This window comes from Dyadobacter chenwenxiniae (genome assembly GCF_022869785.1).
In the GTDB taxonomy this organism is placed as follows: domain Bacteria; phylum Bacteroidota; class Bacteroidia; order Cytophagales; family Spirosomataceae; genus Dyadobacter; species Dyadobacter chenwenxiniae.
Genome location: NZ_CP094997.1, coordinates 1,378,034 through 1,394,833 on the forward strand (window position 1 = coordinate 1,378,034; position 16,800 = coordinate 1,394,833).

At 46.6% G+C, this 16,800-nt stretch carries 15 protein-coding genes; 6 read left to right on the top strand and 9 right to left on the bottom strand.

The window, feature by feature from the left end; translation table 11 throughout:
- Positions 1 to 51: 51 nt before the first annotated feature.
- The 4 genes from msrA to MUK70_RS05615 all read right to left on the bottom strand — a co-directional run bounded on the left by msrA (position 52) and on the right by MUK70_RS05615 (position 3,834).
- A complete protein-coding gene (msrA, locus tag MUK70_RS05605; RefSeq protein ID WP_234658254.1) occupies positions 52 to 543 on the bottom strand; it encodes a peptide-methionine (S)-S-oxide reductase MsrA in 492 nt (163 codons plus the stop codon).
- A gap of 125 nt (positions 544 to 668) precedes the next feature.
- Positions 669 to 1,133, bottom strand: coding sequence for an SRPBCC family protein (locus MUK70_RS05610; RefSeq protein WP_256464067.1), 465 nt, complete (start codon positions 1,131 to 1,133; stop codon positions 669 to 671).
- A 14-nt stretch (positions 1,134 to 1,147) separates the two neighbouring features.
- Positions 1,148 to 1,300 carry an SRPBCC domain-containing protein gene (locus MUK70_RS30795; RefSeq protein WP_255716769.1) on the bottom strand — a complete coding sequence of 51 codons (153 nt, stop codon included), beginning with the start codon at positions 1,298 to 1,300 and terminating at the stop codon, positions 1,148 to 1,150.
- Between the two features lie 77 nt (positions 1,301 to 1,377).
- Positions 1,378 to 3,834 carry a PAS domain-containing sensor histidine kinase gene (locus MUK70_RS05615; protein ID WP_234658253.1) on the bottom strand — a complete coding sequence of 819 codons (2,457 nt, stop codon included), beginning with the start codon at positions 3,832 to 3,834 and terminating at the stop codon, positions 1,378 to 1,380.
- A 232-nt stretch (positions 3,835 to 4,066) separates the two neighbouring features.
- Between MUK70_RS05615 and MUK70_RS05620 the strand changes: the two genes are divergently transcribed.
- Entirely contained in the window at positions 4,067 to 5,311 is a 1,245-nt protein-coding gene (locus tag MUK70_RS05620) for a hypothetical protein (RefSeq protein WP_234658252.1), read from the top strand.
- A gap of 118 nt (positions 5,312 to 5,429) precedes the next feature.
- Here the strand turns inward: MUK70_RS05620 and MUK70_RS05625 are convergent, their stop codons facing one another.
- The 3 genes from MUK70_RS05625 to MUK70_RS05635 form a co-directional block, all read right to left on the bottom strand.
- A complete protein-coding gene (locus MUK70_RS05625; protein ID WP_234658250.1) occupies positions 5,430 to 6,314 on the bottom strand; it encodes a DUF4595 domain-containing protein in 885 nt (294 codons plus the stop codon).
- Positions 6,315 to 6,566: 252 nt separating this feature from the next.
- The gene (locus MUK70_RS05630; protein WP_234658248.1) at positions 6,567 to 7,157 is read right to left on the bottom strand and encodes a pentapeptide repeat-containing protein; all 591 of its coding nucleotides are present in this window, start codon (positions 7,155 to 7,157) and stop codon (positions 6,567 to 6,569) included.
- Positions 7,158 to 7,262: 105 nt separating this feature from the next.
- Positions 7,263 to 8,513, bottom strand: coding sequence for a cation:proton antiporter (locus MUK70_RS05635; protein WP_234658247.1), 1,251 nt, complete (start codon positions 8,511 to 8,513; stop codon positions 7,263 to 7,265).
- A 180-nt stretch (positions 8,514 to 8,693) separates the two neighbouring features.
- On the opposite strand from MUK70_RS05635, the gene MUK70_RS05640 reads away from it, so the two are divergent.
- On the top strand, positions 8,694 to 10,178 hold the full coding sequence (locus tag MUK70_RS05640) for an FG-GAP-like repeat-containing protein (RefSeq protein ID WP_234658246.1): 1,485 nt from the start codon (positions 8,694 to 8,696) through the stop codon (positions 10,176 to 10,178).
- 98 nt (positions 10,179 to 10,276) lie between these two features.
- Here the strand turns inward: MUK70_RS05640 and MUK70_RS05645 are convergent, their stop codons facing one another.
- Positions 10,277 to 11,653: a sulfatase family protein gene (locus MUK70_RS05645; protein WP_234658322.1), complete on the bottom strand. Its 1,377-nt coding sequence runs from the start codon at positions 11,651 to 11,653 to the stop codon at positions 10,277 to 10,279.
- A gap of 76 nt (positions 11,654 to 11,729) precedes the next feature.
- The gene (locus MUK70_RS05650; RefSeq protein WP_310590035.1) at positions 11,730 to 11,846 is read right to left on the bottom strand and encodes a RagB/SusD family nutrient uptake outer membrane protein; all 117 of its coding nucleotides are present in this window, start codon (positions 11,844 to 11,846) and stop codon (positions 11,730 to 11,732) included.
- Between the two features lie 87 nt (positions 11,847 to 11,933).
- On the opposite strand from MUK70_RS05650, the gene MUK70_RS05655 reads away from it, so the two are divergent.
- The 4 genes from MUK70_RS05655 to MUK70_RS05670 all read left to right on the top strand — a co-directional run bounded on the left by MUK70_RS05655 (position 11,934) and on the right by MUK70_RS05670 (position 16,794).
- Positions 11,934 to 12,281 carry a VOC family protein gene (locus tag MUK70_RS05655; RefSeq protein ID WP_234604443.1) on the top strand — a complete coding sequence of 116 codons (348 nt, stop codon included), beginning with the start codon at positions 11,934 to 11,936 and terminating at the stop codon, positions 12,279 to 12,281.
- Positions 12,282 to 12,316: 35 nt separating this feature from the next.
- The gene (locus tag MUK70_RS05660) at positions 12,317 to 12,799 is read left to right on the top strand and encodes a hypothetical protein (RefSeq protein ID WP_234658245.1); all 483 of its coding nucleotides are present in this window, start codon (positions 12,317 to 12,319) and stop codon (positions 12,797 to 12,799) included.
- Positions 12,800 to 13,143: 344 nt separating this feature from the next.
- A complete protein-coding gene (locus MUK70_RS05665) occupies positions 13,144 to 15,513 on the top strand; it encodes a TonB-dependent receptor (protein WP_234658244.1) in 2,370 nt (789 codons plus the stop codon).
- Positions 15,514 to 15,546: 33 nt separating this feature from the next.
- Positions 15,547 to 16,794, top strand: a complete 1,248-nt coding sequence (locus MUK70_RS05670) for a DUF4374 domain-containing protein (RefSeq protein WP_234604446.1) — start codon at positions 15,547 to 15,549, stop codon at positions 16,792 to 16,794.
- The last annotated feature ends 6 nt before the right edge of the window (positions 16,795 to 16,800 follow it).

Below are 16,800 nucleotides of genomic sequence, written 5' to 3' on the forward strand. Positions count from 1 at the left end.
AACACAACGAGTCAACCGTCGTGTTCCTTTTTGTTTTGAAATAGCTTATAGCTAAGCCAGTTTCCAGTTTGGTCTTTCGAAATGGCAAGTGTATCCGCCGGGGTTCTTTTGTAAATAATCCTGATGCTCCACTTCCGCATTCCAAAAGTCGCCAGCCGGAACAATCTCCGTCACTATCTTACCTGGCCAAACGCCTGAGGCCTCCATTTCTGAAACCAGCGTTTCAGCCACTTCACGCTGCGTTTCGTCGAGATAAAAAATGGCGGAACGATAGGAAGTCCCGATGTCATTTCCCTGCCGGTTGCGCGTTGTCGGATCGTGGATCTGGAAAAAATACTCAAGCAAACCGCGATAAGTCAATTGTGACGGATCAAAAACGATTTCAATTCCTTCGGCATGTGTTCCATGATTTCGGTATGTCGCATTGGGAACATCGCCACCCGTATAACCCACCACCGTGGAAATGACGCCAGGCTGATGTCTGAAAAGTTCTTCAACGCCCCAAAAGCAACCGCCTGCCAAAATGGCTTTTTCAGTACTCATATAATCTGTTTTTAATGTATAACATAGCTTGCAAAAACCCTGTGCCGCCCGTTTCAGAACAGAAAGGGTCAGCAAAAACTGACATTTCAATAGACAACAGATAAATGGTACCGAAAGTTGTCTGATCAGCCTCCGCCAACTTTTACCTGCTCGGGATCTTCATTATAACCACCAGAGTGATCAGTCATATTTTCTGCACTTTTCAGGCTATCCTTATGCGTGGCGTCCTGATCTGATGAGCTTGTTTCCGCACTTTCCGTTTCCTGATTTTCCACGCCGACTGTTTGCCCATTCCCTGTTGTCTCTGTATTTTGAGAACGGGAAGTTAAGTATGCGCTCAGGTTGTTGAGTCCTTTTTCCCAGCCGTCTTCATGCGGCTTCAAAAATTCAGGCCCCGAAAATCCTTCCTGTATAACCCGCAGTCTGCTTCCTTCGCCATCCGGGGAAAATGTAATGTCTAATGTGTAGCCACTTTCCGAACCTTCATCGCTCATATTCCAAACCCACGAATAAGCCAGCTTCTCATTAGGGACCACTTCGCTGTAAGTGCCGGTGATCTGTAATCCTGTTCCACCTACGTGGTATTCCACAGTGCCGCCTTCTTTCAGTTCATTTTTACATCAGTGAGCGGGTCGCCCATAGGGTGCCACCATTGTTTTAAATGTTCGGCCTCAGTCCAGGCCTTAAAAAGCGTGTCCACGGTCACGTCAAACTTCCGTTCGATTTCAATAATATTTGCCTTTTGCTCCGTATCCATAGTCTTTCAATTTTTAGTTTGTTGTTTCCTGCATGCGTCGGCAAGCAGTCCTTGCTTATAATAACTGTGCCCCGCGTTTATTGCGCCGGAAGGAAAATGCTGAATGTAGCGCCTTCTCCGGGGGTGCTGGTAACTGTAATGGCGCCGCCGTGGTTTGCCGCAACACGTTCACAAATGGCCAGACCAATGCCTGTGCCGGAATATTGACTTCTGCCGTGAAGCCGTTGAAACAGCTGAAAGATCCTGTCTGCATACTGCTGGTCAAAACCGATGCCATTGTCTGAAACATCGATCTGGTGGTATGTATATGCGCTGCGGGTTACGTTCGCCGACGAGGGGAGCTCCGATATCGGAATGATCTTGCCGGTAACATTGATCACCGGGGTCAGATCCGGCTTCCTGAATTTGAGCGCGTTACTGATCAGGTTCAGGAAAAGCTGGCTTAACTGCATCTTGTCACCTTGAATTTCCGGAAGCTGCTTCGCTGTGATCACTGCCGATGTTTCCATGATCAGCAATTCAAGATCATTTAAAACCTCACTAACAACCGTGCTGAGCGATACTGCCTCAACGACGTCTTTGTGTTCTGTTATCCTTGAAAACGCAAGCAGATCTTCAATCAAATCAGACATGCGCCTGGCAGAACTCTGCATGCGTTGCAGGTAATTAATGCCGTCGCCCAGGTGGGTGGAATAGCGTTTAGCCAGCAAGTCGGAAAAGGACTGGATTTTCCTCAGCGGCTCTTGCAGGTCATGCGACGCGACGTAGGCAAATTGCTGGAGGTTAACATTAGACTGTTGCAGCATATTGTTAGAATCGGAAAGCTCCTCGTTAGTGGCTACGTATTGCTCATTCAGCGCTGCCAGCTCCTCATTCATTGCTTCCAGCTGCTCCGTCCGCTGCTGCACCTGCGATTCTAGTGCAAGCTGTATCCGCCTCTGGATAGTGACATCCTGCGTGGTGCCGATAATGGTTGCCGGTTTGTTGTTTTTGTCATAAAGCACTTTTCCCTGAGCATGCAAAATTCTCGCTATGCCGGTTTTTTCTGCATCTAATGTATATTCAAGATTCAGCAGTCCGTCAGAATCAGGACCAACAGCACGTTCCCCTGCGGCTATCACTTCTGCACGGTCCGCTTCGGATATGGCTGCAAGAAACATTTCGTATGTGGTTTTCTCTTCACTCTGAAGACCAAACCATTGTTTGAACCGGTGGGAACAATCCACAATGCCGGTGTTGATATCAATGGAATAAGTGCCCAGCTCTGCCAGCTCTATGGCCCCCCTGAAAAATGTTTCCGTCTCCTCTATCTTCTTGCGGCTCAGTACCTGCTCGGTCAGGTCCGTTGCTACAACGAACACACCGATAATGTTGCCTTCCCGATCTCGCTGAGGTTGGTAAGCCATGTCCACATAAATGGTTTCAAGCACCCCATCGAAAGCAATGTCCACCGGCTGCTCTTTGGAAACGTACGGGACGCCCGTATCAATCACTTCCTGCAAAAGTTCGACAAAACCCTGCTCACTGATCTCAGGTAGCACTTCCAAAAGCGGTTTCCCGACGATCATTTCTGGTTTTCTTCCTATCAGGCGACCATAGAAAGGATTCGCCATTGTGAATGTCAGATTATCCTTATGAATGGTGGCGATGCCGACGGGCGACTGCTCAAACAGTTCCAGCAACTGCATCTGGCTTTGCTTGATTTGCTGCTCAATGTTCACGCGGTCAGTAACTTCAATAGCAATATCCAGTATCGCGTACACATTTCCCTCGCTGTCGTAAACAGGGGAATAGGTGATATCATATTTATTGTGGGTCATTACGCCCTGCTGCATAATATTGACCTGGGTCCCATAGCTCTGGAAGGTAACCCCGGACGTATAAACGTCATCCAGTATTTTTAGAAATGCCTGATTTTCCAATTCCGGCATAACCTCGCGAAGTGGCATGCCTACGATGTTCGGACCCTTGCCTACAATATCGATGAAAGCCTGATTAGGCATTTCCACCACCAGGTCCCGTCCTACAAAAAGCCCGATTGCTGCTGGCGCAGACTCTATAACAGTCTTCAATTTAGCCTCACTTTCTTCCAGCGCTTTTTTTGCCAGCCGCTGCGCAGTCACATTGTCTTCTTCATTCGAAATATCAATAAAACTGCCGAGCAGCCGCTTCATGTTCGCGGAGGACATATGCGACTGGCCTTTGCAAAGCACATAGCGACTGATTGTCTCCGCATCGCCGAGGGTGCGGAGTTTTAAAGAAAAAGACCAGGGAGCCCCCTGGTTCAAAGCATTCAAGATTTCATTGTTTAGAGTGCGCCCATCTTCGGGATCTATCTGATCTATAAGCGTTTGCAGGTCGATGATATCACTTTCATTCAGCTTAAACAGGCTTCTGGTCCGCCGGCACACACGAATTTGCCGGGTCTGAAAATCCAATTCCCAGGTCCCGATTCCCGCGGATTCCAGGGCAAGATCAAGACGTTTTATCTCTAAGGTGTCGTCAGTATCAAATGAGTTAGCCTGGCTTGCCATGAATTGGGGTTTTATGAAGCAAAGTTGTAAATCGCCCTTATCCGGATTGTCCGATTTAGTTGAACGAGTTACAAAGGCGGCACAAAAACATTGTGCCAACATTTAAATAAAAAAAGGCACTCAATTCCAGCAGATAAAAAAAAACCTGATTGGTTTGGATAATGTCTTTTTTAATGATTTACTTTGTAATGCAAAGTACTTTTAAATAACAGCTTAACCATGACATTGTTTTATGAAAGATCAAATCCTGTTAAATCTCGACAACCCAGGTCAGCTTGAAAAATTGTATCGGACGGATAAGCCGAGCTTCAAGCGCGCGTTTCAAACCTTGTATCCTGAGTTGCAGGACAACATGGTGGCCAGCTTCTGGAATGCGCGGCTCAATTTCTCGAGTGAAGAAATTAGCTGGGGCGGCAGCAAAGAACTGACCTTTGTTATCATTGCTTCGCTGATCGCGGGGCTCATCGCGAAAATCCCGGCCATGTTCGGGATTAATGAAGAATTTTTTTATTCTCGGAACATTGGTTTTATAGTTTTCCCTGCCCTAATGGCCTTTTTCGTTTGGAAAAACAACATGCACAAGGGCAATGTCATTGTTTTGGCGGGAGCAACATTGGCGGGGCTGGTTTACATTAACCTCCTGCCTGATGTGAATACGAGTGACACTTTGGTCTTAGCGTGCATTCACCTGGCTCTGTTTCTCTGGTCGTTATTAGGCTTTGCGTTTGTTGGTGACCGGAGCAATGTGAGTGAAAAACGGCTTGGATTTTTGAAATATAATGGTGATTTGGTTGTCATGACGGGCCTTATCCTGATTGCTGGAGGCATTCTGACAGCCATTACGATTAACCTTTTCCTGTTGATCGGCATTAAAATTGACGAGTTTTATTTCCAGAATATCGGTGTTTTCGGCCTCGCCGCAGCACCCATTGTTGGCACATATCTTACTCAAACCAATCCACAGTTGGTTGGCAAAGTCTCCCCGGTCATTGCCAGAATATTCAGTCCGCTGGTGCTGGTCATGCTGCTTGTTTACCTGGTCGCGATGGTTTATTCAGGAAAAGATCCTTATAACGATCGTGAATTTCTGCTGATATTCAATGCATTGCTGGTTGGGGTGATGGCGATTATTTTCTTTTCAGTCGCAGAGACTTCGGGTTCGCATAAAAGCCGTGCGGAAGTGTGGGTCATATTCCTGCTGTCGGTCGTAACAATTGTGGTGAATGGCATTGCGCTGTCGGCCATTTTGTTCAGGATCTCAGAATGGGGAATTACGCCAAACAGGGCAGCGGTGCTGGGGGGCAATGTGTTGATTTTAATTAACTTGCTGCTGGTTGCGATCCAGATTTACAAAGTAATTACCGGGAAAAAAGATGTCATGGAAGTAGGGAAAACGATTGGCTCTTATTTGCCCGTTTATTTCATCTGGACTATTATTGTGGCCTTCATTTTTCCGTTAATATTCGGGTTTAAATAAAAAGAATGGGGATGAAGAATTTAAATCTTCATCCCCACACTGCTGAAAAACCGCTCATTAGAAAATCTATATGTCCAGCTAAATACTGTTATATTTAGAAGCGATATTGAATCTTATTTTAAAAGCGGTTTTTAGTTGGAATAGCATATGTTAATTGTTTACTTTCAACAAACTCTCCTTTTTTTGTCCACTTGGTTTGCTCCTTAACATAGCCGTTAGCATCCAGATTATATGTGTATTTATAAGTGGCAGGATAGTGTGTGCGAATGGATTTCTTCAAACGATTTTTACCAAACTTTCCAAAAATAGGCAAGTACGGGTCGCCTATCCAGCCAATTGTTTCCTGGCCGAATACATGCATAGGAAGCGTTTCGCCCTTGTCAAGTTCAAGTGGGCCACCCACATACTCTGTATATTCATATCTCATCATATTGACAAACTCGTCGCCATTTTCGGTGTTGTTTACCAATGCAAACTTGACCGCATTTCCCAGGTTATCATATGAAACTGTCACGGTCTTAAGCACCTTATCCATCAAAATCACCTTAACAAGCTGACCCTGTCCATTATATTGATAAGCAGCATGCATTGTCGATAACACATTCACACCTCCGGCCTTATATTCCGTAACTTTCAATTTTGATGCGTGTCCATTTTCCAGCTGCCATTCCATTTTCTTTTCCTTCACATTGTCCAGATAATGGGTGACTACAATAGCGTTATTGCTGTATTCGTAATCGGTCCGGTAAGCGCTGTATCCTGAGTTGGGGGCGGCCGGGCGGTTCACCTGTTTTATACGGCCATCGGCATTATAGGTCAATGTTTCATCACCGGCCTTGGTCAGCCTGAAACTTGGGGTCATTAACGGTGGAGCCTGGCTAATTACTTGTTCGCCGGCGGCTGGTTGAACGGTTGCTACCCGGCTTTCATCCTGGCAAGAAACCAGAAATAATCCGCATGCCAGGCCGGATAATAATACAATCTTTTTGAATAATCTTTTCATAGCAATAAGTGTTTTTGAATATTTTACTGCTGTAATACTATGACGATTAATGTTGCTTTAAATAAAGAATGAGTATCCGGTCGACGCAATGAAGTAAACGGTAAGGTGAAAAATTCGGGCAATAATTAATTATTTTTTCAAATAAATTAAATGTAAAATGTTACCTGGGTAAACGTAGTAATAGTTTTGTATCAAAAAAATGCCATCCCAATTGCATGGAGATGGCTGAATTTTGAGTATTAGGAGGCATTACTAATTCGATTCAATATCGAGCTTATATCTGCGGAGTAAGCCGGTCAAATTCGTTCCTGAAAATTTGGATCGCTTTAATCGGTTTAATGTAGGGTCGATGTTAAAATTATGCGCGGTTCTGAAATCTGTTTTTTCCAGGATCGAATCGACGAATCTCGCTCCGTCGAGATCGCAATGATCAAAAATGGCTTCCGTTAAGTCCGCTTCTTCAAAATTAGTGTGAAGTAATGAGCAATTCTTAAAAGTCGTTTTTGTTAAATTGCTGTTGAAAAAATTAGCATGATCCAACACACATTCATTGAAAGAAAAAGAAAAGATAAAAGGATTACAAACTGAAAAGTCGACATCATTCATTTTACAATTTGAAAAAACGGCGTCACGGAAACCAGCATCAGTGATCCTGGTTTCGGAAAAATCACAATCAGCAAATTGGCATTCGATAAAGTTGTTCCCATTCAGATCGCTGCCCCGAAAATCACAGCGCACAAATTCACAATTGATCCAGACGCGATGATCTAAATCTTCTTCGGCAATAAATACATCTTCAAAACGGTTCCGGTGTTCAATAGACGGGTCAATAAATGAATTCATATCGGCAATTTTTAAATATGACATGGCTTTTGAAACTAGACACTTAACCAGGGGTTTACCCTAATATTTACATAACATTTAACAAACAACGCACAGAAATCCTTATCAGCCGATCTCCTCTTCGGGGAAGCGCTTGGTAAGTTTCCCCACGGTAAGTCCCTGAACGATAATGGAGAAGAGCACAACGAAGTAGGTGATCGCCAGAAAGATATCCTTATTCAGGCCTTTATCAATAGAGAGCGCCAGTGCAATGGACACGCCACCGCGCAAACCACCCCACACCAGGATCGCAATCGATTTTTTACCAAATTTATTTCTGAAAGGAATCAATTTCACGGGAAGATAAATGGAGATAAAACGTGCAAGGAGCACCACAACAATCGCAATCATTCCAGCCCAAACATATTGTTTCAGATCGGGGATCAGCAGCAGTTCGAAGCCGATGATCAGGAACAGGATGGCATTCAGGATCTCATCGATCAGCTCCCAGAATTTATCAATGTAATCACGCTCCATGTCTGAAACCGCACCCGGATTTTTACCATAATTTCCAACAACCAGTCCGGCTGCAACCATTGCAAGCGGGCCCGACATATGCAGCGCCTGCGCAGCCAAATGTCCGCCCATCACAATAGCGAGTGTAATGAGCACATGCACATTGTATCCATCCACTTTGTAAATCATTTTGGAGCCCACAAACCCCAGCGCCAGCCCCAGCGTAATCCCGCCCAGCGCTTCCTTCACGAAAAGCATCGTGATGCCACCGAATGTGGTGTTCACTTCTTCGCCCCGCGCGAGCGCGAGCATCAGGATAAAAATAACCACCGCCATCCCGTCATTGAAAAGCGATTCGCCCGCAATCTTGGTTTCAATGGATTTGGGTACTCCGGCCTGTTTCAAAATCCCCAGAACGGCAATAGGATCGGTAGGGGAGATCAACGCGCCAAAAACCAGACATTGGACCAGCGGAATCTGAATGCCGGTGAAAGGCAGCAGATAGTAAACCAAAAAGCCAATGATAAATGTCGACATCAGCACGCTCACCGTTGAGAAGACGATGATAGGAAGCCGCTGTTCGCGCAAGTCTTCCAGGTGAATGTGGATGGCACCGGCGAAAAGCAGGAAATTCAGCATGGCTCCCATCAGGATTTCGGTGAGATCCACACTGCCGATGAGCGTTGTAATACGCAGAAATGTCCTTGGAAAAATCGTGTCCGTTGCGATCAGACCCAGCGAAACGAGCAGGGCAATGACCATTACACCAATGGAGGACGGTAATTTTAGAAAGCGTGAATTCAAATACGAAAATATAGCCGAAAGGACGATTAAGGCAGAAAACGAATAGTATAACTCCATGCAAAAAAAATTTAGATCAATCTAAAATAACAACTTACCGGCCGGAAAATCAATTCGAAAGGCCGGTTCGGGCAAACTCTAATGGTTTTCTAATATCCACTTTGAAGATCCGCGTAACGACTTTTCGGGCAATGTTTGTTAGGTTTACAATCCCGAAACCTGACCTTGCGACTGATCCTGATGAGACAACTTTTGCCGCTTTGTATTTCGCTGTTTTTCCTGATCTCATGCAATGTAAAAAAGCAGAATGAAACCGCTGAATTGAAAGAACCGCCCGTTTCCACACAATCCGGCAGGGAATTGGCAGCGACGCATTGCAGCCGCTGTCATGCTTTTATCCCGCCGGCATTATTGGGAAAATCAAACTGGAAAAAGGTGCTTCCGGATATGCACGAGCGGATGGGGCCGATCCTGGCGAAAGCCGACTGGCAGAAAATTGAGCAATATTTCCTGACTAATGCGCCGGATTCTATTGCTCCTCCGATCCGTACAAGTAAAATTCGGATGGGGCTGAAACATTTCAAATACAGGGAAACGTCGTTCTCACACCGTCCCGCCATGACCTCCATGGTGAAAATCCTGCCCGATAACCGCGGCATCGTATATAGTGATGCGAAAGGTAAAAGCAATGTGCTTACGTTCCTGAAACCCGACCTCAGCGAAAATTACAGCATGCGCCTGGAATCCACACCCATAGATTTCTTTGAAAAAGGGGAAGCGTTATACCTGACCATGATCGGCAATGGCATTTTCCCCACCGATGCGCGCGATGGAGCGCTGCAAAGGCTCGTCAAAAATGGGTCGGAAAAAGGATTCAAATCCGGGAACATTGCCATCTCCAATTTGCAGCGGCCGGTTTCGATGGCTTATGGGGATTTGAATAAGGATGGATTTGAAGATGTGGTTGCGTGCGAATTCGGGAATGAAACCGGGCAACTGGCGTGGTTTGAAAACAACGGGAGAGGAGGTTATGACAAACGCATCCTCCGTGAGAAACCCGGCGCGATCACGGCCATCATCAAGGATGCCAATAAGGATGGGTTAATGGACATTTACGTGCTCATGGCGCAGGCGGACGAGGGCATTTTCCTGTATATGAATCAGGGAGCTGGAAAATTTGAGGAAAAGCGATTGTTATCATTCATGCCGCTGAATGGTTCGCAGCATATGGAACTGGCGGATTTCAATAAAGATGGTTTTGATGACATTGTGTATGTATGCGGCGATAATGCAGATAAAACGCCCATTTTAAAGAATTATCACGGTATTTACATTTTCCTGAATGACGGAAAGTCCGGTTTTAAGCAATCCTATTTCTACCAGATGAATGGCGCTTATAAGGCAATGGTGCGGGATTATGATCTGGATGGCGACCCGGACATTGCTGCGATCTCATTTTTCCCGGACTATGCCCGTTATCCGGAGGAGAGTTTTATTTATTTAAAAAACAAAGGGAGCCTGAAATTTGAGGATTACTCGTTCCCCGAATCGCCTAAAGGAAGGTGGATCGTCATGGACGCGGGCGATATGGATGCAGACGGCGATGCAGACCTGGTTTTAGGCTCATTCGTACATTTTCTTCCGCTGGGCGACAAAACAGGTTTGGGTAAGAAGTGGGTTTTGGAAGGACCATCAGTCATCGTTTTGGAAAATACAATCCGGTAATGCATCTCCTAAAATTTAAAAGCTTATCAGTCAGCTCACATTTGAATCAACAAACGCAAACAAACCGATAAGCCGTAAACTCTAAACTCTAAACTCATTTACTTTTCGACTCTGCCCAACGGCCTCCCATTCTTTCCCGGGCGTTTCTGCAAATCATCCCCCAGATCTTCGCGTGCGGCTTCTGCAATCTTTTCCAGTTCTGCCACGATCTCTGGATTTTGGGAATAAACATCATATCGCTCGCCCGGATCGCGGGTCAGATCATAAAGTGCAAGCGGGATGGCGTGGTCTTCGGGTGCAGGTCCAGGCTGGCCGTCTTTTCCGGGCAGCGATCCTTCATAAGTGCGTCCGGGATGCGCAAAAACCAGTTTCCAGTTGTCCTTCCGGACTGCTTCCAGATTGTTTTTCCGATAATAATAAAGGAAATTCTCACGCGGCTTTTTAGTATCATCCCCTTTCAGCAGATCAACGAATTCGATGCCGTCGATCTTTTTTTCCGGCAATTTGGCGCCGGTTAGTTTTACCAATGTGGGCAGGATATCAATGTTGGACAACAACCTATTTGAAACCCTTCCGGCAGGCACCACGCCCGGCCAGCGGATCATGGCGGCCACACGCTGGCCGCCTTCATAGGACGTTCCTTTTCCTTCCCGGAAACCGCCCGAGGAACCTGCATGATTGCCGTAATTAAGCCAGGGGCCATTGTCGCTGGTAAAAATCACGATCGTATTATCATCCAGACCCTGGTCTTTCAGCTCTTTCATGATTTGTCCGACCGACCAGTCCAGCTCCGTCAGCACGTCGCCGAAAATGCCCCGTTCGCTTTTTCCTTTAAAATTGGCACTCGCAGCCAGCGGCACATGCGGCATCGGGTGCGGCACGTAAAGGAAAAACGGCTTCTTTTTATTGCGCTTAATGAAGGAAACTGCTTTTTCGGTGATAGTTGGTGTCAGGGCACCCGCGTCGTTCAGGTCTTTGATTTCCTTCACTTGCTTATTGCCCTCAATCCAGAACAACGGTGGATATTGCGCCTGCTGTTGCCAGGGATGCAGCGGCCACATATCGTGGGAGTAGGGGACACCATAATATTCGTCAAACCCCTGCTGCTTAGGCAAGAAAATCGAATCGCTGCCCAGATGCCATTTACCGAAAATCCCGGTTGCATAACCATTCGCTTTCAGTAGTTCGGCAATCGTTTCTTCCTGCGGATGCAGTCCCAAACCTTGCTTAGGGCCGAAAGCCCCGTAGACGCCGACGCGATTCGGATAGCATCCCGTCAGCAAAGCGGCCCGGGAAGCACTGCAAACGGCCTGCGCAGCCATAAAATTGGTGAAGCGCGTTCCTTCCGCGGCGAGCTTATCAATGTGCGGCGTTTTGTAACCCAATGCCCCCGTTACCGTGAGATCGCCGTAACCCAGATCGTCGATGAAAAACAGAACAATGTTGGGTGTCTTGGCAGCCGGTTTGGGAGCCATGGCAACCAGGAATGCTGCAGCGCCTAATGCAAGCACAGGCAAAACAATAAACTTTAAACTTTTATTAAAACGCATATTACCAGCCAGGGTTTTGGGTTAGTGATGGATTTAAATCTCGCTCTTTTTGCGGAATCGGCCATAAGTAATGACGGCTCGCATCGAATGTTTTGTTTACAGCAACCACTTCAACCACTCAGATCAGTCACAGCACCACTAGGCATTAAGCCATGAAATTCTGATGTTTGTTAGTAAAATCACATTAAAAACTAAAAATAGAGCTATGGAAAACCGTGAAAAGCACGAACAAATTCAGTACATTGAGTTTCTTTCAAAGGACCTGGAAAAGGTCAAGCAATTCTATTCTGAAAGTTTTGGCTGGACATTTACCGACTACGGCCCGGAATACACATCCTTCTCGGGAGATTATGTGGATGGCGGCTTCACCATCGGCACACCGGTCCGGGGAAGCGTTCTGGTGATTCTTTATTCACGTGATATTGAATCAACGAAGGAAAAAGTGCTGAAAGCAGGCGGCGTCCTGACCCGCGATATTTTCACGTTTCCGGGCGGAAAGCGCTTCCAGTTTACCGATCCGGACGATAATGAGCTGGCAGTCTGGTCCGAATGATTTTTGTGTTGTTCATATCATTTTGAAGTATGCAAATGAAACGGTCGATTTTTTGGAAAAAAGAAATAAAGGTTGAGCATATCATGCCGGTTTTGGTTTTTGCTATGTCGGTTTTTATTTGCTCATGTTCAAAGGACAAGGCGGCATTATCGAACCCGGGCCCCGATTTGACGGGTGATTGGGTAGGTGTTTATACGGATACTGTTCTTAATGATGGCTGGGTAAAAAACTATGAATGGACGGTCACCAAGGCGTCCAATGCCACCGTAAACATCGTTCTTAAAGATGTTTTCCGTCCCTTTCCGGGAGGGCCGATGGTACATTCAGACACTGCGAGAAATGTCAGAATCAGCAATGGTAAAAAGCTTGATTTCTGGTTTCTGTCAGACAATTATCATGCGCATTGCAGGATCGAAGTGTCGGCAGCTCTGGACAAGTCGAAATTGAGGGTGAAGAAAAAGCAGATTTATACCGACGGCGGCAACAGAGAAGAGGCCCTTGAATTGAATAAGAACTAAATAACAGCATTGGTTTACCGGATTCTACTTCGGTCTCAACCGGGCAAGTCACCAAAAGCCAAAAGACAGACTATCAGCTCTGCCTTTTGGCTTTTGGTATGAAAATCCCCTTGTCCGCTCAACTTCGAAAAAACTTATTTTCCGAAAAAACTCCATTAATAATTGCTTTTAACCATTTCACGTTTACTTTTGCGCCATAAATTATATTTAGTCTAAATAGTGATATGGGCATTCTTTTACAGTAACTAAGCTGGGGTAAGTACAAAAAAGGCCGCACGGCGCCAACCGTACGGCCAAAACACGCAGGGCGTGTTCACTTTTAAAGTCGTCAAAAATTAAAAGTAATGCAAGTTATAAAAATCTTGATTACAGGCATATTATGTGCCTGTTCCTGCGCGTCTTTTGCGCAAACGGCCAGCCTCAGCGGAACCGTCCGGTCGGATGACGGAGCGTTGCTGCCTGGCGCATCCATCACCGTTTCGGGTGTAACCAAAGGAACATTCTCTGATGCCAAAGCGCGTTATGCGCTCGAAAACCTGCCCGCCGGGCCGTGTACAATCGTCATTTCATTCCTGGGTTTCGAGCCTGAAACCAAAGAAATCACATTAAAAGCAGGCGAAAATGCGCAGGCCAATTTTCGTCTCAAAGCCATTTCACAAGAACTGGAATCGGTGTCTGTGATAGGCCGTTCGGAGGCGAAGGAAGTGAACCGGCAGGCATATAACGTGACAGCCATTGATGCCAAAAAACTGCAAAATTCTACGCTGGACCTATCGCATGCCCTGGACAGGGTTTCCGGCGTGCGGGTCAGGGAAAGTGGCGGCGTAGGCTCCAATATGAACTTTTCACTGAACGGTTTTACGGGTCGCCAGGTAAAGTTCTTTCTCGATGGCGTTCCTATGGACAATTTTGGTTCGTCTTTTCAGCTCAACAACATTCCGATTAATCTGGCCGAGCGGGTGGAGGTTTACAAAGGCGTGGTGCCGATCTGGCTCGGTTCGGATGCGCTCGGCGGCGCGGTGAACATTGTCACCGGCTCCCGGCGGAACAGCTATCTCGATGCTTCCTATTCTTATGGTTCGTTCAACACGCACCGCACCGGGATTAATGCCGGTTTTACAGCGAAATCGGGCTTTACTTTTCAGGTGAATGCTTTCCAGAATTATTCGGATAACAATTACTGGATTAATGTGGACGTGGCCGACGTAAACACGGGCGAATATTTCCGCGACCAGCGCCTCCGCCGCTTTCATGACAATTATCACAATGAAACCGTGATAGCCAATGTAGGCGTGGTAGGCAAAAAATTTGCAGATAAGCTCCTCTTTGGGATAACACTCGGACAGAACCGCGCAGAAATCCAGACTGGTGCGCGAATGGTGAGCGTGTTCGGACAATGGCACCGGAAGGGCAACATTGTGATGCCGAGTTTGAAATATCAAAAGAAGGATTTGTTTGTCAAAGGCTTGAACGTAAGCCTTTCGGCCAACTACAACCTGGGGCAGGAACAGAATGTGGACACGGTTTACCGTCGGTACAACTGGTTTCAGCAGTTCAAACAATATGAAGGTTTAGGCAGCGAGCGGGAACGCTCCCTTTACAAATTCAGGAATAACAATGGCCTGGTAACTGCCAATGTCACTTACCAGCTCGATGACAAGCATTCCATCACGATCAACAACGTTTATAACACTTTTAACAGGAAAGGCCGCGACGAACTTTATCCCGACGCGGACCGCTATGAGCAGCCTCGCTATAACACCAAGAATGTGCTCGGCTTGGGCTATAAATTTGATTATAGTGAGCGCTGGAACACGTCGGTTTTCCTGAAACAGTTTTCACAGTTTAACAAATATTCGGTCACTTATAATCCGTCCGGCAATTTGGGTGATGTGGCTTACAGGGTTCAGAAAAACCGTTTTGATAAGTTCGGTTATGGTGTCGCTTCCACATTCTTTTTATTCAAAAATTTCCAGTTAAAGGGTTCATATGAAAAAAGTTATCGTCTGCCCGAAACCGACGAACTCTACGGGGATTTGCTGAACCTCGAAGGCAACATTGACCTTGATCCCGAAAGCAGCGACAACTACAATCTCGGTTTCAGTTACCAGACGCAGTTTAGCAAAATTCACCGGGTGAATGTGGATGCGAACGTGCTGTATAGGAACGCGCAAGGCTTTATCCGGCCCAAACTGAATGCCAATCAGACCAAGCAGGTGATGGATAACCTGGCCGATGTGACCAATTTCGGTGTGGATGGAGAGGTGCGTTATTCTTTCAAACAACTTTTCATGGCCGGCGTCAACCTCACTTATCAGGACCTGCGCAACAACACGCGTTTCGAAGACGGCTACACCACTGAAAGCCCGCTTTACCGCGACCGCATCCCCAATATGCCGTTCCTGTTCGGCAATGCGGACGCCTCTGTTTTCCTTAAAGATTTTGGTGCGAAAGGAAACACATTGACCTTCGGCTACAACCTGCTTTATGTGCATGCTTACTATCTCTACTGGCCGAGTCTGGGCAGCGATAAATTGGACATCCCGCGCCAGCTGAGCCATGACGTGAACATTGTATATGCCATGGCCAACGGGAAATACAATGTTTCCCTCGAATGCAAAAACCTGCTCGACGCCAGGCTTTACGATAATTTCAGCTTACAGAAACCAAGTCGCGGCTTCTACGTGAAGCTCCGCTATTTCATCAGTAAATAATTTCCAGAACATATATTTTATTCCAATTCAAAAATGAAAAGCGCAATAAAAAGCATTACGCTGGGCCTTGGCTTCGGCATATTCCTGGCTGCCTGCACCAGTGACGACAGCAATGTAAACCCAACTCCGGGTGGGGGTGAAGGAGGCAAAACCAAATACGTGATCTCCGCACTGCCCGTGGGCTCAACTGGAATCGCAGACTATTTGCTGACGGCCGAAAGCCTTACCTCAGGAACGGTTTCAACCGTGGGAAACGGCAAAGAACAGGACGGCACTTACCGTTATTATCTTACGCACAAAAACCGTTTTTTCAGTCTGCTTTATGGGCAGGGAAACCCGGGCGCGGTGACCACCTACAACCTGGACGGCAAAGGTGAGCTGAACAAAGTTTCTGATTTTCAAGCTGAAACGGTTCAGGTTTTTGCTCCGGTTGCGGATGATGTATTAACCATTAAAGTACCACGCACGGGCAACGAAAGCGCCTCTTTTTACCGCATCAACGCAGAGCAGTCCAAAATCGTGGGCGAAGCACAGGTTAACATAGTAAAACTGGCTGGGAACGGCGAACGCGCGCATTTTACCTGGGCTACGCAGGTTGGCGACAAGGTTTTTGCACCTTATATGAGCATCAAAGGCGTTGCTCCCGACGCATTCGGCACGAGCTATCCCGACAGTGCCTGGATCGCGGTGCTTTCTTATCCTTCTATGGCCGTTGAAAAGGTGATTAAGGACAACCGCATTGGTTTCATTGGCCGATATTTCAGCAATGGACTGGCTGTGGACGAGCTGGGCGATGTATATGCTTACTCGGCTTCGGTAGGAACCAATAATGGTAAAATCACCTCCACAAAACCTTCCGCGATCGTACGTATCAAAGCAGGAACGACTGAGTTTGACAAAAGCTATTTATTTAATGTCGAGCAGGCAGCGGGCGGTTATAACATCAGTTCACAGCTTTATGTAGGCAAAGGGAATTTCATTCTGACCATGACAAGTCCGGCTGAAAAAGGCGCTTATGCCGTTGGAAAACGCTTTGCAGCAGTGAATGTGTATGAAAAAACATTCAAGTGGATCGAAGGCATGCCGGATCCTGCGACCATTGCCAATGTGACCACCGCCAATTACACCGCCAAAGACGGCAAAGCCGGTTATATCGGGATCACCCAGGCCGATGGCGCGAGCTATGTATATGAAGTTGACGCAGTTGCGGCAAAAGGGACGCGCGGCCTGAAAGTGGAAGGAGGCGTGATTACAGCCATTAACGTGCTGAATTACGAATAGAAATAA